This is a genomic window from Olleya marilimosa CAM030, assembly GCF_000518485.1.
Classification (GTDB): Bacteria; Bacteroidota; Bacteroidia; order Flavobacteriales; family Flavobacteriaceae; genus Olleya; species Olleya marilimosa.
The window spans coordinates 117,077-134,806 of sequence record NZ_JADR01000007.1 but is presented as its reverse complement, the minus strand read 5'-3'; the positions used below and the strand labels follow the sequence as shown (position 1 = coordinate 134,806).

Annotated in this window: 11 protein-coding genes; 6 read left to right on the top strand and 5 right to left on the bottom strand. The window is 31.6% G+C overall.

Annotated elements, in window-relative coordinates; translation table 11 throughout:
* The first annotated feature begins 4 nt into the window (after positions 1–4).
* Genes M890_RS0109450 through M890_RS0109440 form a run of 3 tightly spaced genes read left to right on the top strand, consistent with a single transcriptional unit; the run spans position 5 to position 5,819 of the window.
* Complete coding sequence (locus tag M890_RS0109450) at positions 5–3,094, top strand: putative glycosyltransferase family protein (RefSeq protein ID WP_028283304.1); 3,090 nt, start codon at positions 5–7, stop codon at positions 3,092–3,094.
* On the top strand, positions 3,094–4,311 hold the full coding sequence (locus tag M890_RS0109445) for a hypothetical protein (RefSeq protein WP_028283303.1): 1,218 nt from the start codon (positions 3,094–3,096) through the stop codon (positions 4,309–4,311). The genes M890_RS0109450 and M890_RS0109445 overlap by 1 nt, the downstream gene beginning before the upstream one ends.
* On the top strand, positions 4,305–5,819 hold the full coding sequence (locus tag M890_RS0109440) for a DUF4434 domain-containing protein (protein WP_028283302.1): 1,515 nt from the start codon (positions 4,305–4,307) through the stop codon (positions 5,817–5,819). Before M890_RS0109445 ends, M890_RS0109440 begins: the two co-directional genes overlap by 7 nt.
* Positions 5,820–5,967: 148 nt before the next feature.
* Here the strand turns inward: M890_RS0109440 and M890_RS16000 are convergent, their stop codons facing one another.
* The 3 genes from M890_RS16000 to M890_RS0109425 form a co-directional block, all read right to left on the bottom strand.
* Positions 5,968–7,215, bottom strand: coding sequence for a glycosyltransferase (locus M890_RS16000; RefSeq protein WP_036597383.1), 1,248 nt, complete (start codon positions 7,213–7,215; stop codon positions 5,968–5,970).
* A 309-nt stretch (positions 7,216–7,524) separates the two neighbouring features.
* Positions 7,525–8,769, bottom strand: coding sequence for an oligosaccharide flippase family protein (locus tag M890_RS0109430; protein WP_028283301.1), 1,245 nt, complete (start codon positions 8,767–8,769; stop codon positions 7,525–7,527).
* A 28-nt stretch (positions 8,770–8,797) separates the two neighbouring features.
* Entirely contained in the window at positions 8,798–9,076 is a 279-nt protein-coding gene (locus M890_RS0109425; protein ID WP_028283300.1) for a hypothetical protein, read from the bottom strand.
* A gap of 153 nt (positions 9,077–9,229) precedes the next feature.
* On the opposite strand from M890_RS0109425, the gene M890_RS0109420 reads away from it, so the two are divergent.
* On the top strand, positions 9,230–11,290 hold the full coding sequence (locus tag M890_RS0109420; RefSeq protein WP_028283299.1) for a tetratricopeptide repeat protein: 2,061 nt from the start codon (positions 9,230–9,232) through the stop codon (positions 11,288–11,290).
* Positions 11,291–11,294: 4 nt separating this feature from the next.
* Here the strand turns inward: M890_RS0109420 and M890_RS0109415 are convergent, their stop codons facing one another.
* Complete coding sequence (locus tag M890_RS0109415) at positions 11,295–12,578, bottom strand: APC family permease (protein ID WP_028283298.1); 1,284 nt, start codon at positions 12,576–12,578, stop codon at positions 11,295–11,297.
* A gap of 395 nt (positions 12,579–12,973) precedes the next feature.
* Here M890_RS0109415 and M890_RS0109410 point away from each other — a divergent pair, with 395 nt between their 5' ends.
* Together M890_RS0109410 and M890_RS0109405 are read left to right on the top strand one after the other, a co-directional pair.
* Entirely contained in the window at positions 12,974–14,488 is a 1,515-nt protein-coding gene (locus M890_RS0109410) for a sensor histidine kinase (protein WP_028283297.1), read from the top strand.
* Positions 14,475–14,885 (top strand): response regulator, encoded by a 411-nt coding sequence (locus M890_RS0109405; RefSeq protein ID WP_028283296.1) that lies wholly within the window; start codon positions 14,475–14,477, stop codon positions 14,883–14,885. Before M890_RS0109410 ends, M890_RS0109405 begins: the two co-directional genes overlap by 14 nt.
* A gap of 160 nt (positions 14,886–15,045) precedes the next feature.
* Here M890_RS0109405 and M890_RS0109400 read toward each other — a convergent pair whose 3' ends face one another.
* Entirely contained in the window at positions 15,046–17,661 is a 2,616-nt protein-coding gene (locus M890_RS0109400) for a T9SS type A sorting domain-containing protein (protein ID WP_028283295.1), read from the bottom strand.
* Between the last annotated feature and the right edge of the window lie 69 nt (positions 17,662–17,730).

The window sequence follows — 17,730 nt, the reverse complement described above, 5'->3', positions numbered from 1 at the left end:
TAGAATGAAGGAAACCTCAAATAAATACTTAATCTCAGCTATTCTTTTAGCTTTAGCGTTTCATGGTAGTGCCATATTTTTTACTTTGGAAACTACTTACGACGCGTTAATACATTTGTTTTTTGCAGACCATTATGCTAATAATTGGTTTGAACCTTGGAACTACGAGTGGTATACTGGTTTTACCGTACAAAGCTATCCACCTTTAGTACACCAATCCATTGGACTACTATCCATGATTGGTGGTTTAAAATTTGGGATGTTTAGTGTTGCACTTATTGCAATTGTTTTATTTGTGACTGGTACCTATCGTTTTTCTTTAATGATGACTGCTAACAAGACGGTTGCTGGTTATGCTTGTGTTTTGGCTGTGTTTAGCTCATCTTTTGTAGAAACGCTACATATTTTTGGACAATTACCTAGTATAGTTGGAGTTTCGGTTTTAATGCATGCTTTACCAGAAATTTATTTATGGTTAAAAACCGGAAAAAAATGGTATTTAGCAACCTCGTTGTCTTTAATTGCAGTAACAGTAACCTCACATCACGTAACTCCAATTTTTGGAATGGTATTTTTTATCTTTCCTTTAATAGGTATGGTAATAATGGATGTTTCGCGTGAGCAAGTCAACACCATGAAAGAGGTTACCTTCAAGCTATTTTTAAATAGTTTTTTTAAACTTTTTAAGCGTATTGTAAGTTTTGGGATGCTATCTTTAGTCTTAATTGTTGGTTGTATTTTCCCGTATTGGTTAAACTCTAAAGCCAACCCAATTACTCAAGTACCAATTCCGCATGGCTCACGTGATAATTTTCTTGAAATTACATCATCTGGTTTAGTTTTCTTTTTAATTCCTTGGGGAATTCTGCTAGTACTTTTACCATATATATTTTACAGATATTACAGCAAACGTTACTTGTTTTTTGGTTTATCGGTTACAATTTGTACCATTTTAGGAACTGGAGGCACTACTCCTGTACCTTTAAAAATGTTAGGCGAAACTGCTTTTAACATTTTAACCTTAGATAGGTTTACCCTTTGGGCTTCCATATTATCTATTCCGTTAATGGGAGAATTTGCCTATCGTTTTGTTGAAGGTGATTTAAAAGAACTCATCCAGTCTAAATTTGGTGCTGTTTATCACAGAATAATTGGTGGAATACTTGCTGGATTAATGGTGTTTATGGTCGTGTTTACTATGAGTTTAAACTATTTTAGACCATCGCAACCGCAAAAAATAAAGATGTTGCCAATTGTGAATTTCTTAAATCAAGACGATCATGATAAATGGCGATTTTTAACACTTGGTTTTGGCGACCAAATGGCTTGGTTAAGTGCACAAACCAATGCCATGACTGTTGATGGAAACTACCATTCTGCAAGACGATTACCAGAATTAACCACACGACCAATTGAACGTTTAGAAAACTCCAAATTTAAAGGTGTTGCAGGTATTGGATCGCTACAGCAATTTTTAACCACTCCAGAAAAATACAACCTTAAATACATTTTTTCTAACGATAAATTTTACGACCCAATTCTCTATTTCTGTGGTTGGCAACGACTACGACAACTGGAAAACGGAATCATGGTTTGGGAACGATTAAACATTCCGCCTGTATCCTCTATTTTGCCAAAAGAAGACGTTGCTAAATGGTTAAAAATACATTGGGGAATTATGCCATTTTTAACCGTTTTAATTGCCTTTATATTAAACATACAAATGCTTTGGGTAAACATGTTAAAAACCCGATTTAAACCTATTCCAGAATTTTTAAAGTTCCCAACTACGTATAAAAAGTTTAATAGAAACGTACTGCGAATTACACATATTTGGTCTATAATTTTGGCTATTGTTGTTTTTTATGGCATCTATTTATTTTATCTAAAAAACGACTCGCAACGCAGTCCAGAAAACGCCATTATTGCCTATTATGATGCTTTAGATTTTAAAGAATTTGAAAAAGCGCATAGCTTAATAGATCCAAATAATAATATTCCTATTGCGCAATACATGCTAGAGATATCGGTAACGGATGGTTTACTAAGCAGCTACGCAAAAATGGATGCTATTGAAACCGAAATCACCAAATTTAACGACAGTACAGTGTCGGCAAAAGTAACTACGCAATGGATTACACCTTTGGAGAAAATTGAAAAAATTGATTATAAATCATTATCTAAACGCAAAGGAAAATGGTATTTACAACCAGACGACTTAAATAACGATTTACCTCCAGACCAACTCTATTCTGCTAATGCAACCAAGTATTATAATCAAGGACGACGACGTATTACAACAGAAGCTACACATCATGAAGACGTCCTTAAACAGCCTGTTCTAGAAATCGTTTCGGCTAAATTGGTACATTACGATGGTAGCTATGCTATAATTGGAGAGGTCCAAAACATAGATAATGTCCCAGCAGATGTTATTTTAAAAGGAACACTTTATAACGACGATAATAAACAACTAGCAACTTATAATGCAAAGTACCACGTTAAGCATAAATTAATGCCAAAAGAATCGAGTAGTTTTAGGATTAATTTTGAAGGTATTGCTTGGTCTAAAACACAAGATTCTATTCCAGATACGTTTAATCCAGACGAATTTACTCCAGTTGAATTTGAGGAACAACCAACCAAATTTAATTTGCAAGCAGCAGGAAATGTTTCAGGTTCAGATTTATATAAAAACGTGGTGTTAAGCGCTATTACTATTAAGGACAGCATTATACACGGAAACTTATTTAATAGTGGTATACAAGAAATTACCATTCCGCAATTATTAATCACCTATTACGACGCTAATAAAAACATGGTTTGGGTGGATCATTTATTTGTAAAAGAAGGTGTGAGACAACAACGCAAACAAGATTTTGAATATCAAATTTTAAAGGATGGTAAAGTAAAAATCATAAATAGTGATATGAAAAACATTTTTGTTAACGGTTTACCAAATGATGCTATTGCAGACAAAGTCGTGCCTAACAGAATTGAAAATCATAGCGATGCACAATTACAAAAAATTGACCATCCTGATTTTAGTTATATTAAAATAGAAATTAACACCTACATAGGAAGTCCAAATTAATGCATTTTAAACGCACATACACATTTGTTATAGGTTTGGTTTTATTATCATCATTTGCTGTGATACAATCCAGTGACATGACTAATCCAATCCAATTATTAACAACACAAACAGACTATAATGTTGGATATCCTGTTGTTTTAGAATTTACAGCTTCAGAAGGCGAAAAACCATTATTGTATTGTTCTAACAGTTACGGTTCTACTTTAGTTTCGGCTAAAGCCAAAAACGATACCTTACAATATGTAATACCGTATAATATGACCAAAAAAATTGGCGTTGTAAACTGGATAGTATTAGACAAAAATAAATCTGCTGCAGGTCAATTCAACATAAACCCAAAAGCAGAAGTCGCGACCATGGAAACCTATATTGGACCTCCAAGTATTGAAGCAGGAGGAACAGATTACACTATGTTGGTTGTTATTCCTACGGATTCTTTAGACAATCCTGTGCCAACAAACACTAAAGTCGATGCTAAATTTCAGTTTTTAAATTCAGAAGAAAAGGACGCCATTTTTACAAAAAACTTAATTTCTTATAAGAACATCTATTCTAAAAAAGAAAGTGGACGCATGTTAGTGTCTTCAGAAAGTTTAGGAGTTAACTCCAAAGAGTTTACAATAAATGTTTGGGCTGCCATCCCTACAGACTTTAAAATTATGGCAAAACGACCACACAATTACGCAGACGGAAATCAGGTAACCACATTTAATACGTCTGTAATTAAAGACAAGCAGAACAATGTGGTTAGCGATGGGACGTTTGTCACCTTTTTTATAACCAATGGTATTGGAAATATTTTAAAAACTACTGGTACGACTATTGAAGGAATTGCATATGCAAAAATTATTCATCCTGATTTTAAAGACAACTGGAGTATTAAAGCCTATGTTGATGGTATGGCAGAAAGCGATACGATTACATTAAACTACCAAAGTGTTATTGAAGATTTTGAGGTTGCTTTTGCTAATAAAAATCGTGAAATTTTAGTGGGTCCTTTACAAAGTTTTATGAAGCAAATGATTCCTGATGGTCTACACGTTAAACTATTAATATATAAAGACAATTTACTTGTTGACACCATTACAAAAACAGCCTTTAATGGCTACGTTACTTTTAACTTAAAACCTGCTATTTATAAAAATGGTAGTTATAATTTTAGTATTGAAACTGCAGGAACACACAAAACATTTAATAACAAAAAACTATGGTAGGTCTTAACAAAAACATACTACGTACCATATTAATAATCTCATATATTATGATTGTAGCCTTGATAATATCTGGTATTAGTGGACTTTTTAGCTACTTAAATACTGGAGCAGATAGAAGCTCAATGCTACATACCGAAATACAAAAAGTCGAACAATATGCTCCAAAATTAATTTGGGAACCTTTACAAAATGAAGGTCGACCAATGGATAACGAAAATCTAAATGCTTTGCAAAATGATTATTTAGATGCTTGGTATGTCAAACAAGTAGCTTACAAAACCAACAAAACTGCTGGCATAAAAGATTATTATACAGATAGTGCCAGAGAAAATTTATACGCATTTATTGCATTAAACAAAACAGAAAACACAACCATTGAAGCCACAACGCTAAGTCACAACCCAACTTTAGAATTTTTTAGTGAAGATGGACAGTTGGCTGTTGTTACAGATAGAGATGTTGTAGAATACAAACGTGTGTTTAAAGCTGAAAAATTAGTGCTTGAAACAACAGAAACCTCAACCTATAAAATGGTGTTTTTACTAGAAGATGGTTTTTGGCGCATTAGACATTTGATAAAAGAAAGTAGTAACCCTTATTTACCAGAAACAGCAAAAATTAAAACCGATAGTTTAATTATAAAAGGGATTAATTATTATCCAAAAGCTACACCTTGGAATATGTTTGGTGACGCTTTTGCTAAAGACACAATTGCTAACGACTTTAAAATCATTAAAGACGCTGGCTTAAATTCGGTTAGGATTTTTGTACAATATGATGACTTTGGAAAAGCAAATGTTAACCCTAAAAAATTAGAAAAACTAAAACAAACTTTAGATGCTGCTGAAGAAAATGGACTAAAAGTAGTAATCACACTATTTGATTTTTATGGAGATTATTCTATAATGAATTGGACCTTAAATCAACGTCACGCAGAAACTATAGTCTCTACTTTTAAAGATCACAACGCTCTTATTGCTTGGGATATTAAAAACGAACCTAACCTTGATTTTGACTCAAGAGGAAAAGATATGGTTATCGCTTGGTTGGACAACATGATTGATTTGGTAAAATCTATAGATAAGGTACATCCTGTAACTATTGGTTGGTCAAACACCCAAAGTGCACCAATTTTAAAAGACAAGGTAGATATTGTGTCGTTTCACTATTATGAAGGCTTAAGCGAATTAGATGAAGCTATAAAAACCATGAAAAAAGAAATACCAAATAAACCATTAGTATTACAAGAATTTGGTATGTCATCTTACAATGGTTTCTGGAAACCTTTAGGAAGTAATGTAGAGGATCAAGCTAATTATCATAAAAAAATACAAGAGATTATTGCTGCTAATAAATTACAATTTATGTCTTGGACATTATATGATTTTGTCGATGTACCAAAAGCAGTAGTTGGTAGCAGACCTTGGCGTAGAAATACCCAAAAGCATTTTGGGTTTATTGATAAAAATGGTGTAAAAAAAGCGTCGTTTAAATATATTACTAACTAGTAGTATTAGACAGCTATTTAAATAGTCTTATAAAAGTAAAAATCTCAAATTAAGTAGGTTAATTTGAGATTTTTTAGAAATGCATGTGCTATATCAACATGAGATTTTTATTTGTTTGGGACAAAAAAGGTATCGTATTTTAATAATCTTATTCTGCTGAAGCAGGCTCTAAAACCACTGCTTTTTCATTCTTTTTTCTTAAGTTTTTTTTTGGTGATTTAGTTGCAATAATAGTATCAAAGTTATTAAGATACATCTCTGCAATTTTTTCCATTGGATACGCTGTTGCAGCTTCGTAATTAGCTTTTCCTAAAGCTATTCTATGTGCTTCATTTGTTACAATTGCTTCAATAGCTGTTGCTAAACTATCTACAGATGTAGGCTCAAAAAATTCACCTTTATAACCTTCATCTTTTACCAATAATGCAAGATCTCCTAAATCTGGCATCACCACAGCTTTACCATAACTTCCAGCTTGGTGTAAAACTCCAGAGCTTCCTGTTGTTGACGTATATGGAAATACAACTACTGCACTTTCTTTAAATAATGTTGGTACTTCATATTCTTCTACATAACCTGTAAAACGTACTTGTGGTACATGCTTGTAGTCTTCTTGTACTTTTGCTAAATAACCAGGTACGTTTGGGTTATCTGTTCCTGCAATGACAACTTCTAGATCCAAACCTGTTGTTGCTCTTACTTTCTCAACCGCTTCAATCATATTCTCTACTTTTTTGTAAGTTCCAAATTTTCCGAAGGTCATCACTTGTAAAGGTCCTTGTGGTAAATCGTATTCTGGCTTTTCTTCTGAGATTTCAAAAGTTCCGTGCGGAATTAATGTCACATTTTTAACTTTATACTTTTTCTCTAAAATATCAACATATTTTTGCATGGTTACTGCAACTGTATCTGCTTGCAAGATTAGCTTTGTTAAGCTTGTCCCTATAAAACCATATACTTTTTGCATGATTTTGCTAGTTGTAAAACCTGCAGATCCTAAATCTACTTCTTCTAATATATTATGTAATAACACGATATTAGGAATCTTTTTAAGTTTACAAACTAGTGGTAACATTAATCCTAAAGCTGCTGCAATTTTTTTGTCTCCAAACTTCATGAATTGTAAGTTGAATAATACTGCATCTGGTTGTGTGTTGTTAATTGCTTTAGTAACATTTATTATGTTTGTGTAGCTATTAAATGCCCAACACTCCTTAACTGTTATTTTACAACCAGCTTCTGTAAAAGCAATGTCTTTTGCGCCTTCTGTTTTATCTGTTAATAAAACAATCTCAGTTACACTTTCTTTTTGTCTAAAGTGCTTTACTAAATGGTAAGCATACTCGTTTAATGTGACTTTGCTTGGTGGATATGCAGTTACGATTGCTAGTTTCATTGTTATATATTTTAATATGTTGATTCTTAATTACACTACAAATTTGCGTTATTTAAGACACTAATTATGACATCTTTAGATAGGTTGCAGGTTACTGTAGACGAATGGTAAAAAGGTGTCGTTTTACCATTTAACATGTTGACTTTCAAAAGAAAAAAACAAAAGACACACACTGTTTATAGACTGCTACCATTTAGTACTAATATAAACACTTGCACATACCTACAGCAAAATGCTTCATACAGAAAAAGCCATGGTTTAAAACCACAGCTTCTTCATTTATAATAGACTAATAAAATAATTTACTTTTTATTTTCTCATTTTAGACTCAAATACAAAGAAGATCACTTGGATAACCAACAACAATACCATTGCAATTATTTGCATATGTACAACTTGCTCTAAACTATCATGAAAAAAGATAACTAATCCCATTTGCAACATTCCGAAGACTCCAGATATTACTACAGGAATATATCTATCTAATGATAAATAGTAGTATGCAAAGATGTTTGATATGGCAAACAAACCTGTTGCTAAAGCATACTTCCATAATAAAGGCGCCATTGTTAGATAACTATCTCCAAATAATATAGTAATTGCAGTTTCTGGAAACAAAGCACAACCAATAACTATTGCAGTTGCAATTGCTGCGATGTAACCAACGTATTTAAATAAAATTGGTGCTGTTGCTTGTCCTTCTTTTTTAAGTTGTACTACTGTTGGTAATAATAACATAACAAACATCCAAGCTACAAAATATACTATACGACCTATTAAGGCTAATGATGCGTACAATCCTGCGTCGTAAGCGTCAAAGTAATGTTTTACTAATAAGATGTCACTATTGTTAATTATAATCTGTGTCAGCTCGTAAAACGCTGTGATTACAAAAAAGCTTTTAACCTGTTTAGCTTGGCTAGCTTCAATAGCAATTGTTTTTTTAAAGTTTAAGTTTTTAAATTTGAAAGGCACTAATCCAAATCCAAAAGAAATTAAAATCCCAACAGCAATCACAACCGATGATTGGATATCAAATAAAAAGATTAAAGCTAACGTAATAATCAATCGGCTTAACATTTCGGCTTGATAGGTAATTGATAAAGATTTAAATTCTTTTTTACCTTGAAACACACCTCTGTTAACACTCATTAAAAAATAAAGAGGTACACCTATTCCAAAAATGATAAACATGCTAGAGGATGATGTATTAAAAAGAGCTTGTAATTGATTTGCAAACACGATAATTAAAGCACCTAAACCTAATCCTACAATGGTTGCGTTTTTGTAAATTTTTGAGATAAAATTTTTAAACGTATCGTTTTCAAAAACCACCGAGAATTTTGCAGTGACTAATTGAAACGTCATCGCTACAAAAGACAGCACTAATAAAAAGGTAATTAATACAGCTGCATCTGCAAATTGTGCTGGACCTAACACACGACCTAAAATAAGATTATACAAATAGTTTCCTCCATTTACTGCTAATACGCTAAGCATAAATAATTGCTCTGGAGATATTTTTTTGGATTTTAATATAGATAAAGCTTGCATCTTATTATGGTGTATTGGTTAGTACAGTTTAGGCTACTTGTGGATATACAAATGCTTCGTAAATCTCTTCACTCCTTTTACCCTCAACAAAAAACATCTGTTGATTTACAACTCCGTTTACATACATTGTTTTTAAAGTTTGCAAAGCACATTCATCAATATCTGTAACCTTATCAATATTTAATGTTACACTTTTCAATGTATTTACTATACAACCAAAATGTATTTTAAAATTATTAATAGTAGCAGTATTTAAGCTTCCATTTAAAATAATTGTGTTGTCCTGTTGTGTAATTGTTAGTGCCATAATTGTTATATTTAAATTGTTATTATCTGATTTTCTGATACAAAGATGCAACGCAAACCTCTGAAGGACTGTTGAATTTCGACGAGTGGAGCATTGGTGTAGATGAATGAATGAAAATGATTGACTAACTTGCAAGTGAATTAAAACCTAAACATGAAACTCAAATTTATAACCCTACTTACCCTATTATTGACTGCTGTTTTTAGCTATGCTCAAGACATGCAAGAAGGCTTTACCTATTTAGAAACTGGTAAGTACGCTAAAGCGGAAACGTTTTTTCAAAACATACTAAAAGACCATCCAGACAATAAAACTGCTAGACTATGTTATGGTCGTGCAATTGGATTAAACGGAAAACCAGAGCAAGCCAACACACTGTTTACAAATCTATTAGCAGATTACCCAACAGATTTTGAGGTGAAACTAAATTATGGTGAGTCTTTATTATGGAATAGCAACTTCACTAAAGCCAAAACCTATTTTAAAGGTTTAATTGACGAAGATCCTAAAAGTTTTCCTGCTTTATTAAGTTATGCAAACACACTATCTAATTTAAAAGAATATGAAGCTGCACTAACTTATGTAAACAAAGCATTAGAGGTTTTACCAGGCAACCCAAACGCATTAACCTCTAAAAAATACATGTATCTAGGCTATGCTTACCAAAAGCAACAAGCGCAACAGTATGACGAAGCCGAATCCCTATTAAAACAAAACCTAACGCTTTTTGACAACGACAAAGACACCTTATTAAACTTAGCAAACTTATATTTAATTGCAAATAAGTTAGATGAAGCTAAAGCCACTTATGATATTTTAGCTAAAAACCCTGAAAACAAAATCACAGCATTAAATGGTTTAGCGTTAGTTTCTCACTTAAACGGAAAAGAGAAAGACGCACTACAATTAAGTCAACAAGCATACGATAGTTTAGAAGATACAACAGATGCAACACTTACACAACAAACCACAGAGCGTTATGCACAAGCTTTAATTTGGAATAAAAAATATAAAACTGCAAACACGCTTATCGCGAAATTAATAGAGACTAAACCTAACGACAATTGGGTATTAGCTTTACGTGCAACACTTAACATTTACAAAAGCGATTTTAAAAAGAGTGTTAAAGATTACGACCAGATTTTGGTAAACGACAGCACATCGTTTGATGGTAACTTAGGAAACGCAAATGCTTTAAAAGCGTTAGGTAAATATGAAGCAGCTTATACCTCTGCCGAAAACACGTTGAAGTTTTACGACAACCAAAAAGATGCCACTAACTTTATAAAAAACCTTAACACAACGTTTACCCCTTTTTACGAAGGTAAAGCATCGTACACATTTGATAATGGAGATAATGAAGCATTTGCACTTAACAACAATCTAGAGTTTCCATTGTCTACAAAATTTAAAATCTTAGGAAGCTATAATTACCGAAGCACAAGCAATGCTGTAACAAATAACGAAGCAACCTCTCACGATTTTAGTGCAGGATTATCTTACCAATTATTACCAAACGTAACCTTTAAAGGTACTGCAGGATTAACCTCTGCCAAAGCAACTACAAATGACTACACACAATTACTTACAGATGTCTCTTTTAATATAAAACCATTTAAACTACAAGATTTAACTATTGGTTATAAGCGTGAATTACAAAGCTTTAATGCAGAGTTATTAGATCGCGAGATTGTACAAAATAACTTTTATGCTAACTACAGCTTAAACACTAATTTTAACTTAGGTTGGTTTACACAATACTTTTACACAAGCCAAAGTGATAGTAATGCCCGAAATTTATTGTTTACTTCTTTATACTATAACATCTTACCAAAACCATCACTTAAAGCAGGTTTAAACTACCAATACATTACGTTTAAAAACCAAGTACCTACAATATATTTCTCACCAGAAACCTTTAATGCAGTAGAGGTTTTTGCAAACCTGATTAAGGATGAAAACATAGCTAAACCTAAAGAATGGTACTACGAGCTTACAGCTGCAACAGGTTTACAATACATTGAAGATGACGAACAGCAAAGCACATACAGAATACAGGCTAAATTAGGTTATAAATTTTCAGAGCGTTGTATGGCTAACCTTTTTGGTACACGAAGCAATATTGCGTCTGCAACTGCAGCAGGTTTTACGTTTAACGAAATTGGATTACGTTTTAAATGGTTATTATTTGAGAAGCCTGTTTTTAGGGAGTAATCAACTACTTTTTAAAGCTTAAGCTTTTATAAAGCCACTCCATTATAAAACACAATAAAATAAGACCTAAAGCAACAACAACACCTGTGACATTAGTTTGAAATTGTTGGACTATAAGTGTACAAAAAGCCAATAAACACAAAATACTTGCTAATAAATGGATAGTTTTATTAGATTGTAATATTGTATGCTTTTTAAAGCCTATATAATTAACTAAGCAAAAAATTAATAAAAAGCCAGCACTTCCTGCTGTAGAAATACTTTCTAGATTAAACAAATTAACCAAAATTATAGATAAGATTGCTGTTACTAAATAACCAATAGGTTTACCCCAAAAAACATGACAAAAATAACGTGGTAATTCTTGATCCTCTGCAATGTCATAGTTTACTCTTCCACTTCCTAAAATAGTAGCGTTAATGGCGGAAAAAGTAGAAATCAATGCAGTAACTGTAATAATAGTAAATCCAACTTGACCTAAGGTTGGTGCAGCAGCTTCAGCTAAAACATAATCTTTAGCACTTGCTATTTTATCAAAAGGTAAAGAGCCAACAGTTACAATTGCAATTAAAATATATAATACAACAACAAAACCTACAGCTCCAAAATAGGCTTTTTCAGTATTTTTTTCTCGGTTTTTCAAATCCGAAATAGAGTTGGCAATTAGCTCAAAACCTTCGTAAGCTACAAAAATAACCATTCCTCCGGAAAGTAATAAAAAAGGGTTTTCCCAATTACTTGGTTGTAATTGATGTAAATTTTCGGGATGCATAGATAAGCCATAAAGTCCTATCCCAATAAAAGCAACTAATATTAACAATTTAATTACAACCGCAACAGACTCTATACGACCAACTAAACTTACACTTAAATAATTAATAGCTAAAGCAATAATAATTATTGATGTTTGATAAATACGAACATCTATAGCTTTTTCTCCTGTAATTTTAAACAACTCGCCTGCATAAGAACCAAATGCCGAAGCATATAATGCCAACATCACAATATAACTTACCCAAAGTAAATTGTTTATACCACCTGCAAAAATTCCATTACCATATTGTTGATGTACAAATCTAACTGTACCACCATTTTCAGGAAATTTTTTAGATAATTTAGCGTAAGAATATGCAGTTAATAAAGCAATAATACCAGCAAATAAAAAGGCAACAGGTGTCCCTCCTTTGGCTAATGACACCGCTAATCCTAGAACCGCAAAAATTCCGCCACCAACCATTCCTCCAATACCAATAGATATCGCATCTTTTAAAGTTATTTGATTACTCATTTTTGTGTTACTTTGGGTATTAAAGGTAATAATTATTAAAACCCCTAAAAAGTATTTACTGCTAAAGATTAAATTTTATTAAAAAAAGCGCCAACATTAAATATTGAACGATTTTATTAATTTATATTCCTTTTAAATAAGAACAGTTAATAGACACCAAAAAAACACAAACAACTAATAAACAGGTATTAATAAAAACCAAAAACTAAAACATTAAGATGTAATTTCCACACAAAATGTGATGCTTAATTTACAATCTGTTATTTTAACTGATAAATTTTCCTTTTGTAGATGCTAATTATTATATTTACTTTAAAATACATTTAGATTCTAAAAATCAACAACTTACACTTAATAAGCCCTAACTTATTAGTTTTGAACAACCAATTACTTATATGAAAGAGCTTTACAAACAGTTATTTCAAAAACACGTAACAAAAGACAATGTTAGTTACACATACATGGACTCAATACAAAGAGATATTGCAATTGGGTCCTGGGAAGTAAACCTCCAAAACAATGAAGTGACATGGAGTGCAATGACCAAAACCATTCATGAAGTTGAGCAAGACTACAATCCTAGTTTAGAAGAAGGCATCAATTTTTTTTTAGAAGGTTATGATAGAGAGTTAATAAGCATCCTATTTAATCGTGCTGTTAATAAACAAGAACCTTATGATAATGAGGTACAACTAAAAACAGCAAAAAACAATATTAAATGGGTGCGTATTGTAGCTTATCCTGTAATAAAGAATGATGCAACTCAAAAAGTTATAGGTGTCATCCAAGATATTACCGAAAAAAACAAAACTCTATTTGAACTTAAATTAAAAGAAGAATTAATACGTACAACGTTTGACAATGCTCCTAACGCTATGGCATTAGTTAGTTTGGATGGTCAAATACTTACTTCAAACAAAAGCTTTAGCGACTATTTAGGCTACACAAAAGAGGAACTTAGTGGCTTCCCGATAAATACTTTATCTCATCCAGAAGATGTCGATGTAATACCTCAAAATATAAAAGATTTAATTGCTGGTAAAAGCAATAAATTTCAGTGTGAAAAACGATACATCAGAAAAGACAAATCTATCATACATTGTCTATTATCAGTCTCTATTTTAAGAGATGAAAATTTCAAACCTGTTCATTTTATATCTCATATAATTGATATAACTAAACGTACAATAGCTAATAAAAAGGTAGAAACGCTTTTAAAAACCACAAAACAGCAAAATGAAAGATTATTAAATTTTGCTCATATTGTATCACACAACCTAAGGTCACATTCTGGAAACATACAAATGTTATTAGATTTAATGCACTCAGAAATACCAGAAGCAACTAATAACGAATATGTTCCGTTAATATTAGAAGCTGTCCATCAATTAAGCGAAACCATTGACAATCTTAACCAAGTGTCTACTATAAACGACAATAAAGAACAAGATTTACAGCGTTGTAATCTTTTAGATTTTACAAATAAAGCCATCTCAAATTTTAGTGCCGAAATTAAGGAAACTAAAGCCATCATTAATATAAACATAGAACAAGATATTTATGTTTTAGCAATACCTGCTTATTTGGACAGCATATTATTTAATTTTATATCTAATGCTTTAAAATACAAACAAGACCATATAACACCCGAAATAACTTTAAGCGCAGAACAGTCTGATAAATTTGTTAAAATAGAAATTGAAGATAATGGTCTTGGTATTAATCTAGACCTTCATAAAGATAAAATTTTTGGGTTATACAAAACTTTTCATAACCACAAAGAAGCTAAAGGATTAGGCTTATATATTACAAAAAACCAAATTGAAGCCATGCATGGTAAAGTTAAAGTAAAAAGCAAAATAAACAAAGGAAGCATATTTTCTATATATTTAATGTATGAAACAAATTGAATCTGCCTGTCTAATTGACGACGATCACATCTTTATTTTTGCTGCTAAAAAAATTTTATTAGCTACAGATATATGTCAAAATTTCATAATTTATAATAATGGAGCTGATGCAATTGAAGGCTTATCCGAAATTATTAAAACTGGCAAAAATGTTCCTGATTTAATATTATTAGATATTAATATGCCAATTATGGATGGATGGCAATTTTTAGATGAGTTTATTAAAATGAAATATCCCAAAAAAGTAACACTATACATTGTTAGTTCCTCTATAGATCCTGTAGATATTAAAAAAGCAAAAGAGTATGAAGCCATTACAGACTTTATTATTAAACCCATTACACGAAAAAATTTGATAAATATGGTGGCTACCGTATTTGACAAAGAGCAGGATTAATAGGGTCATATATTTTTTTCAAAATAAAAAACGAATATTAAACTCTTAAATAAAAAAAGGGCAAAAGATTTCTCTTTCACCCTAAATAAGGAACCAACTGTATAAAGCTATTATTAATTCTTAGGTTCCTAGCTATCAATCAACAAACTATATGAAAATATTACTTTACTAGTAATTTTAAGGGATTGTAATGTGTGTTATCACTTGATAATTTACAGAGGTATAATCCAGAGCTTAAATTTTGTCTGCTTATAGCAATCTGATTTTTACCAACTTGTGTATTTATTGTTTTATTATAAACTACTTTACCTAACAGATTGTAAATCACCAATTGTACTGATTCAGATTTTGTTGAAGTAAAGTGTATGTTTGACATATCCAACATTGGATTTGGGTACGCAGCAATGTTATTAGCAGAAGTTTCAGTTTCAAAATCATTAACAAGCAATGTTGTTCCTCTAGAAAAACGCACATCTTGCAAATTCATTTCTTTTGTCACAATGCTTCCATCTTCGCTAACCATTGTAAAGACAATAGTCACAACATCATCTGCATTTAAATCTGTAGGTAAATTAGATGTAAAATCAGCAAATGAAAGCACATAGTTTTGAAAACTATCTGTTAAAGCAATGGTCGTTTTGTATTGTTCTTCCCAATTAGAAATACTTTGCTTCACTAATGTAATCTCTAAGTTTCCTGTTCCTTTAGCTTTTAATTTAAGACTATTAAAATCTGTTAAATCAACAGCTTTAAAACGTGGAGTCAAAGCTCTGTAAGCTGCAAAATAGGTACTTGTAGTTGCATTAAGCGTCACATTACGTTCTATTGGAAAATCTAAACTATTAAACGCAATTGTGTTTTCTGTTACGTTATAATTATTAACGCTAGTAGATGCCTGAGAGTCATCAAAACCCCAAGGACCATCAGACATAAATAAATCGTCTGGTGTATTAATACCATCTCCAATTCTAAATCCAATATCAAATAAATGTCCAGTTGGTACAGTTATTTCTGTGATATAGTTTTCATTTAAATCAAGACTACTAGAAGTGTAGTTAAAATCACTAGTTTCAGTTGTTCTAAAACCAGAATCAAAAGCAACAGTGTTAGTTGCATTTGTATTTATTATTTGAAGGTCTAAAGTACCATTAGCATATTTTCCTTTTCTAACAAATACAGTTGGAGGTGTTGATAGTTGGTATTCCGAGATTGGCTTTACCGTATCCAATAAGTTTAATACCTCTTGAGCTAAATTGTATAAATCATCAATTGAATCTGACCAAATTTGGAAATTATAAAACGTGATATCTGATTGATATAAGTCTAAATTCCAATGTGACTCGATAACAAAATTAGCATCAGCATTATCTAATTTTGCAGATAAACTTAATACATATTCAAAACTACCATCTGCATTTTTAATAATAGATTTAATAAACGATTGATCGTTAATATCTATGGTTGATACCGAAATTAACTCGGCTCCTAATAATCTGTCACAAATATATTTTGTATGCTCATACACACCATTTTCTGTTTTTAATGCTAATATTGAGGCTATTGAAGCACCATTTTGCATATAATCTACTGAGTACACCTCTGTAGCATTAGTAATATTTAGTAAATCTAATGGAGTTGAGTCTATTGCATAATCTTCGTTAATTGTATTTAATGGTACAAAATCTTGTAATTGAAAACTATTACTAGCTGATCTGTAATTAGAATTGTTACGACTTGTATCTTTAGTGACACGTTTTGCTGTTTTTTGGTTAAATTTATAACTCGTTTTAGCACGATTAAAGTTTCGTTTATTAATAGCTTCAGACAATCTTCCGTTACTTTCTAAACCACCATCGTTAGCTGTAGTTGGAGGTGCAATAACGTCACAACTTCCAAAACCAGAACAAGAAGGGTCCTCACAATCAATCAATCCGTCACCATCATCATCAATACCATTATCACAAATTTCTTGAGCTACAGGAGCTGTAGGGCAACGCGCTCCATCATTACTTGCGCTTGAAGGACCAAATGCAAATAAATTAGAATCCATGGTTGATGACGCTGTCAGGTCTTGAACACTTTGAATTACATATATAGTACCTGTTTGATTTGCAGACACGTAAAAACGACCATCTGCATCAAAATAAACAGCACCATATGTATAATTTAATCCAGATAAAATTGGAACTTCACCTAAAGCTTGAACATTACTTGTTGTTGGATCAATACGATATAAAATATTTGTACTTTTTTCTACTGCGTATAAATTTCCATCTACTGCATTAAATGCCCAATCGTGAATGCTGATGTTTTGAGATAAATTTTCTGTAGATAAGTATTGTGTATATGTTGCTGAGTTTGGATCTAAATCTACTTTAAAATAGCTAGTACCTCCAGCTTTAAAATAATACACACCATTTGGACTAATATCTCCAACATATTTATTTCCTGAGGTCAATTCTGGAATAGTAAACGTTGTTGTTTGAAAATCATTACCAATTCTAACTATAGTATTAGAAGGCGAGCTTAAATAACCCCAAATAAATCCATCTGCTGGATTGTAAGCTGCTGCGTTGATATTTCCTGGTGTAATATCCTTAGCAGCTATATAAGCATTACCAGAAGCTAAATCAATTGCATAAACATCATTATACTGAAATAAATACGCACTATAATCACAATTAAACGGAGTGTCCTGTGCGTTAACAGAAAAACTTAATAGTAAAATTAACACTACTAATATTTGCTTTTTTGATGTGTGTAGTTGTTTTATCATGGTTTGTGTATTTCTTATTTATAGTACAAATTTACTTGTAATAGGTGCTTTTTAATATGTTTTTCGATT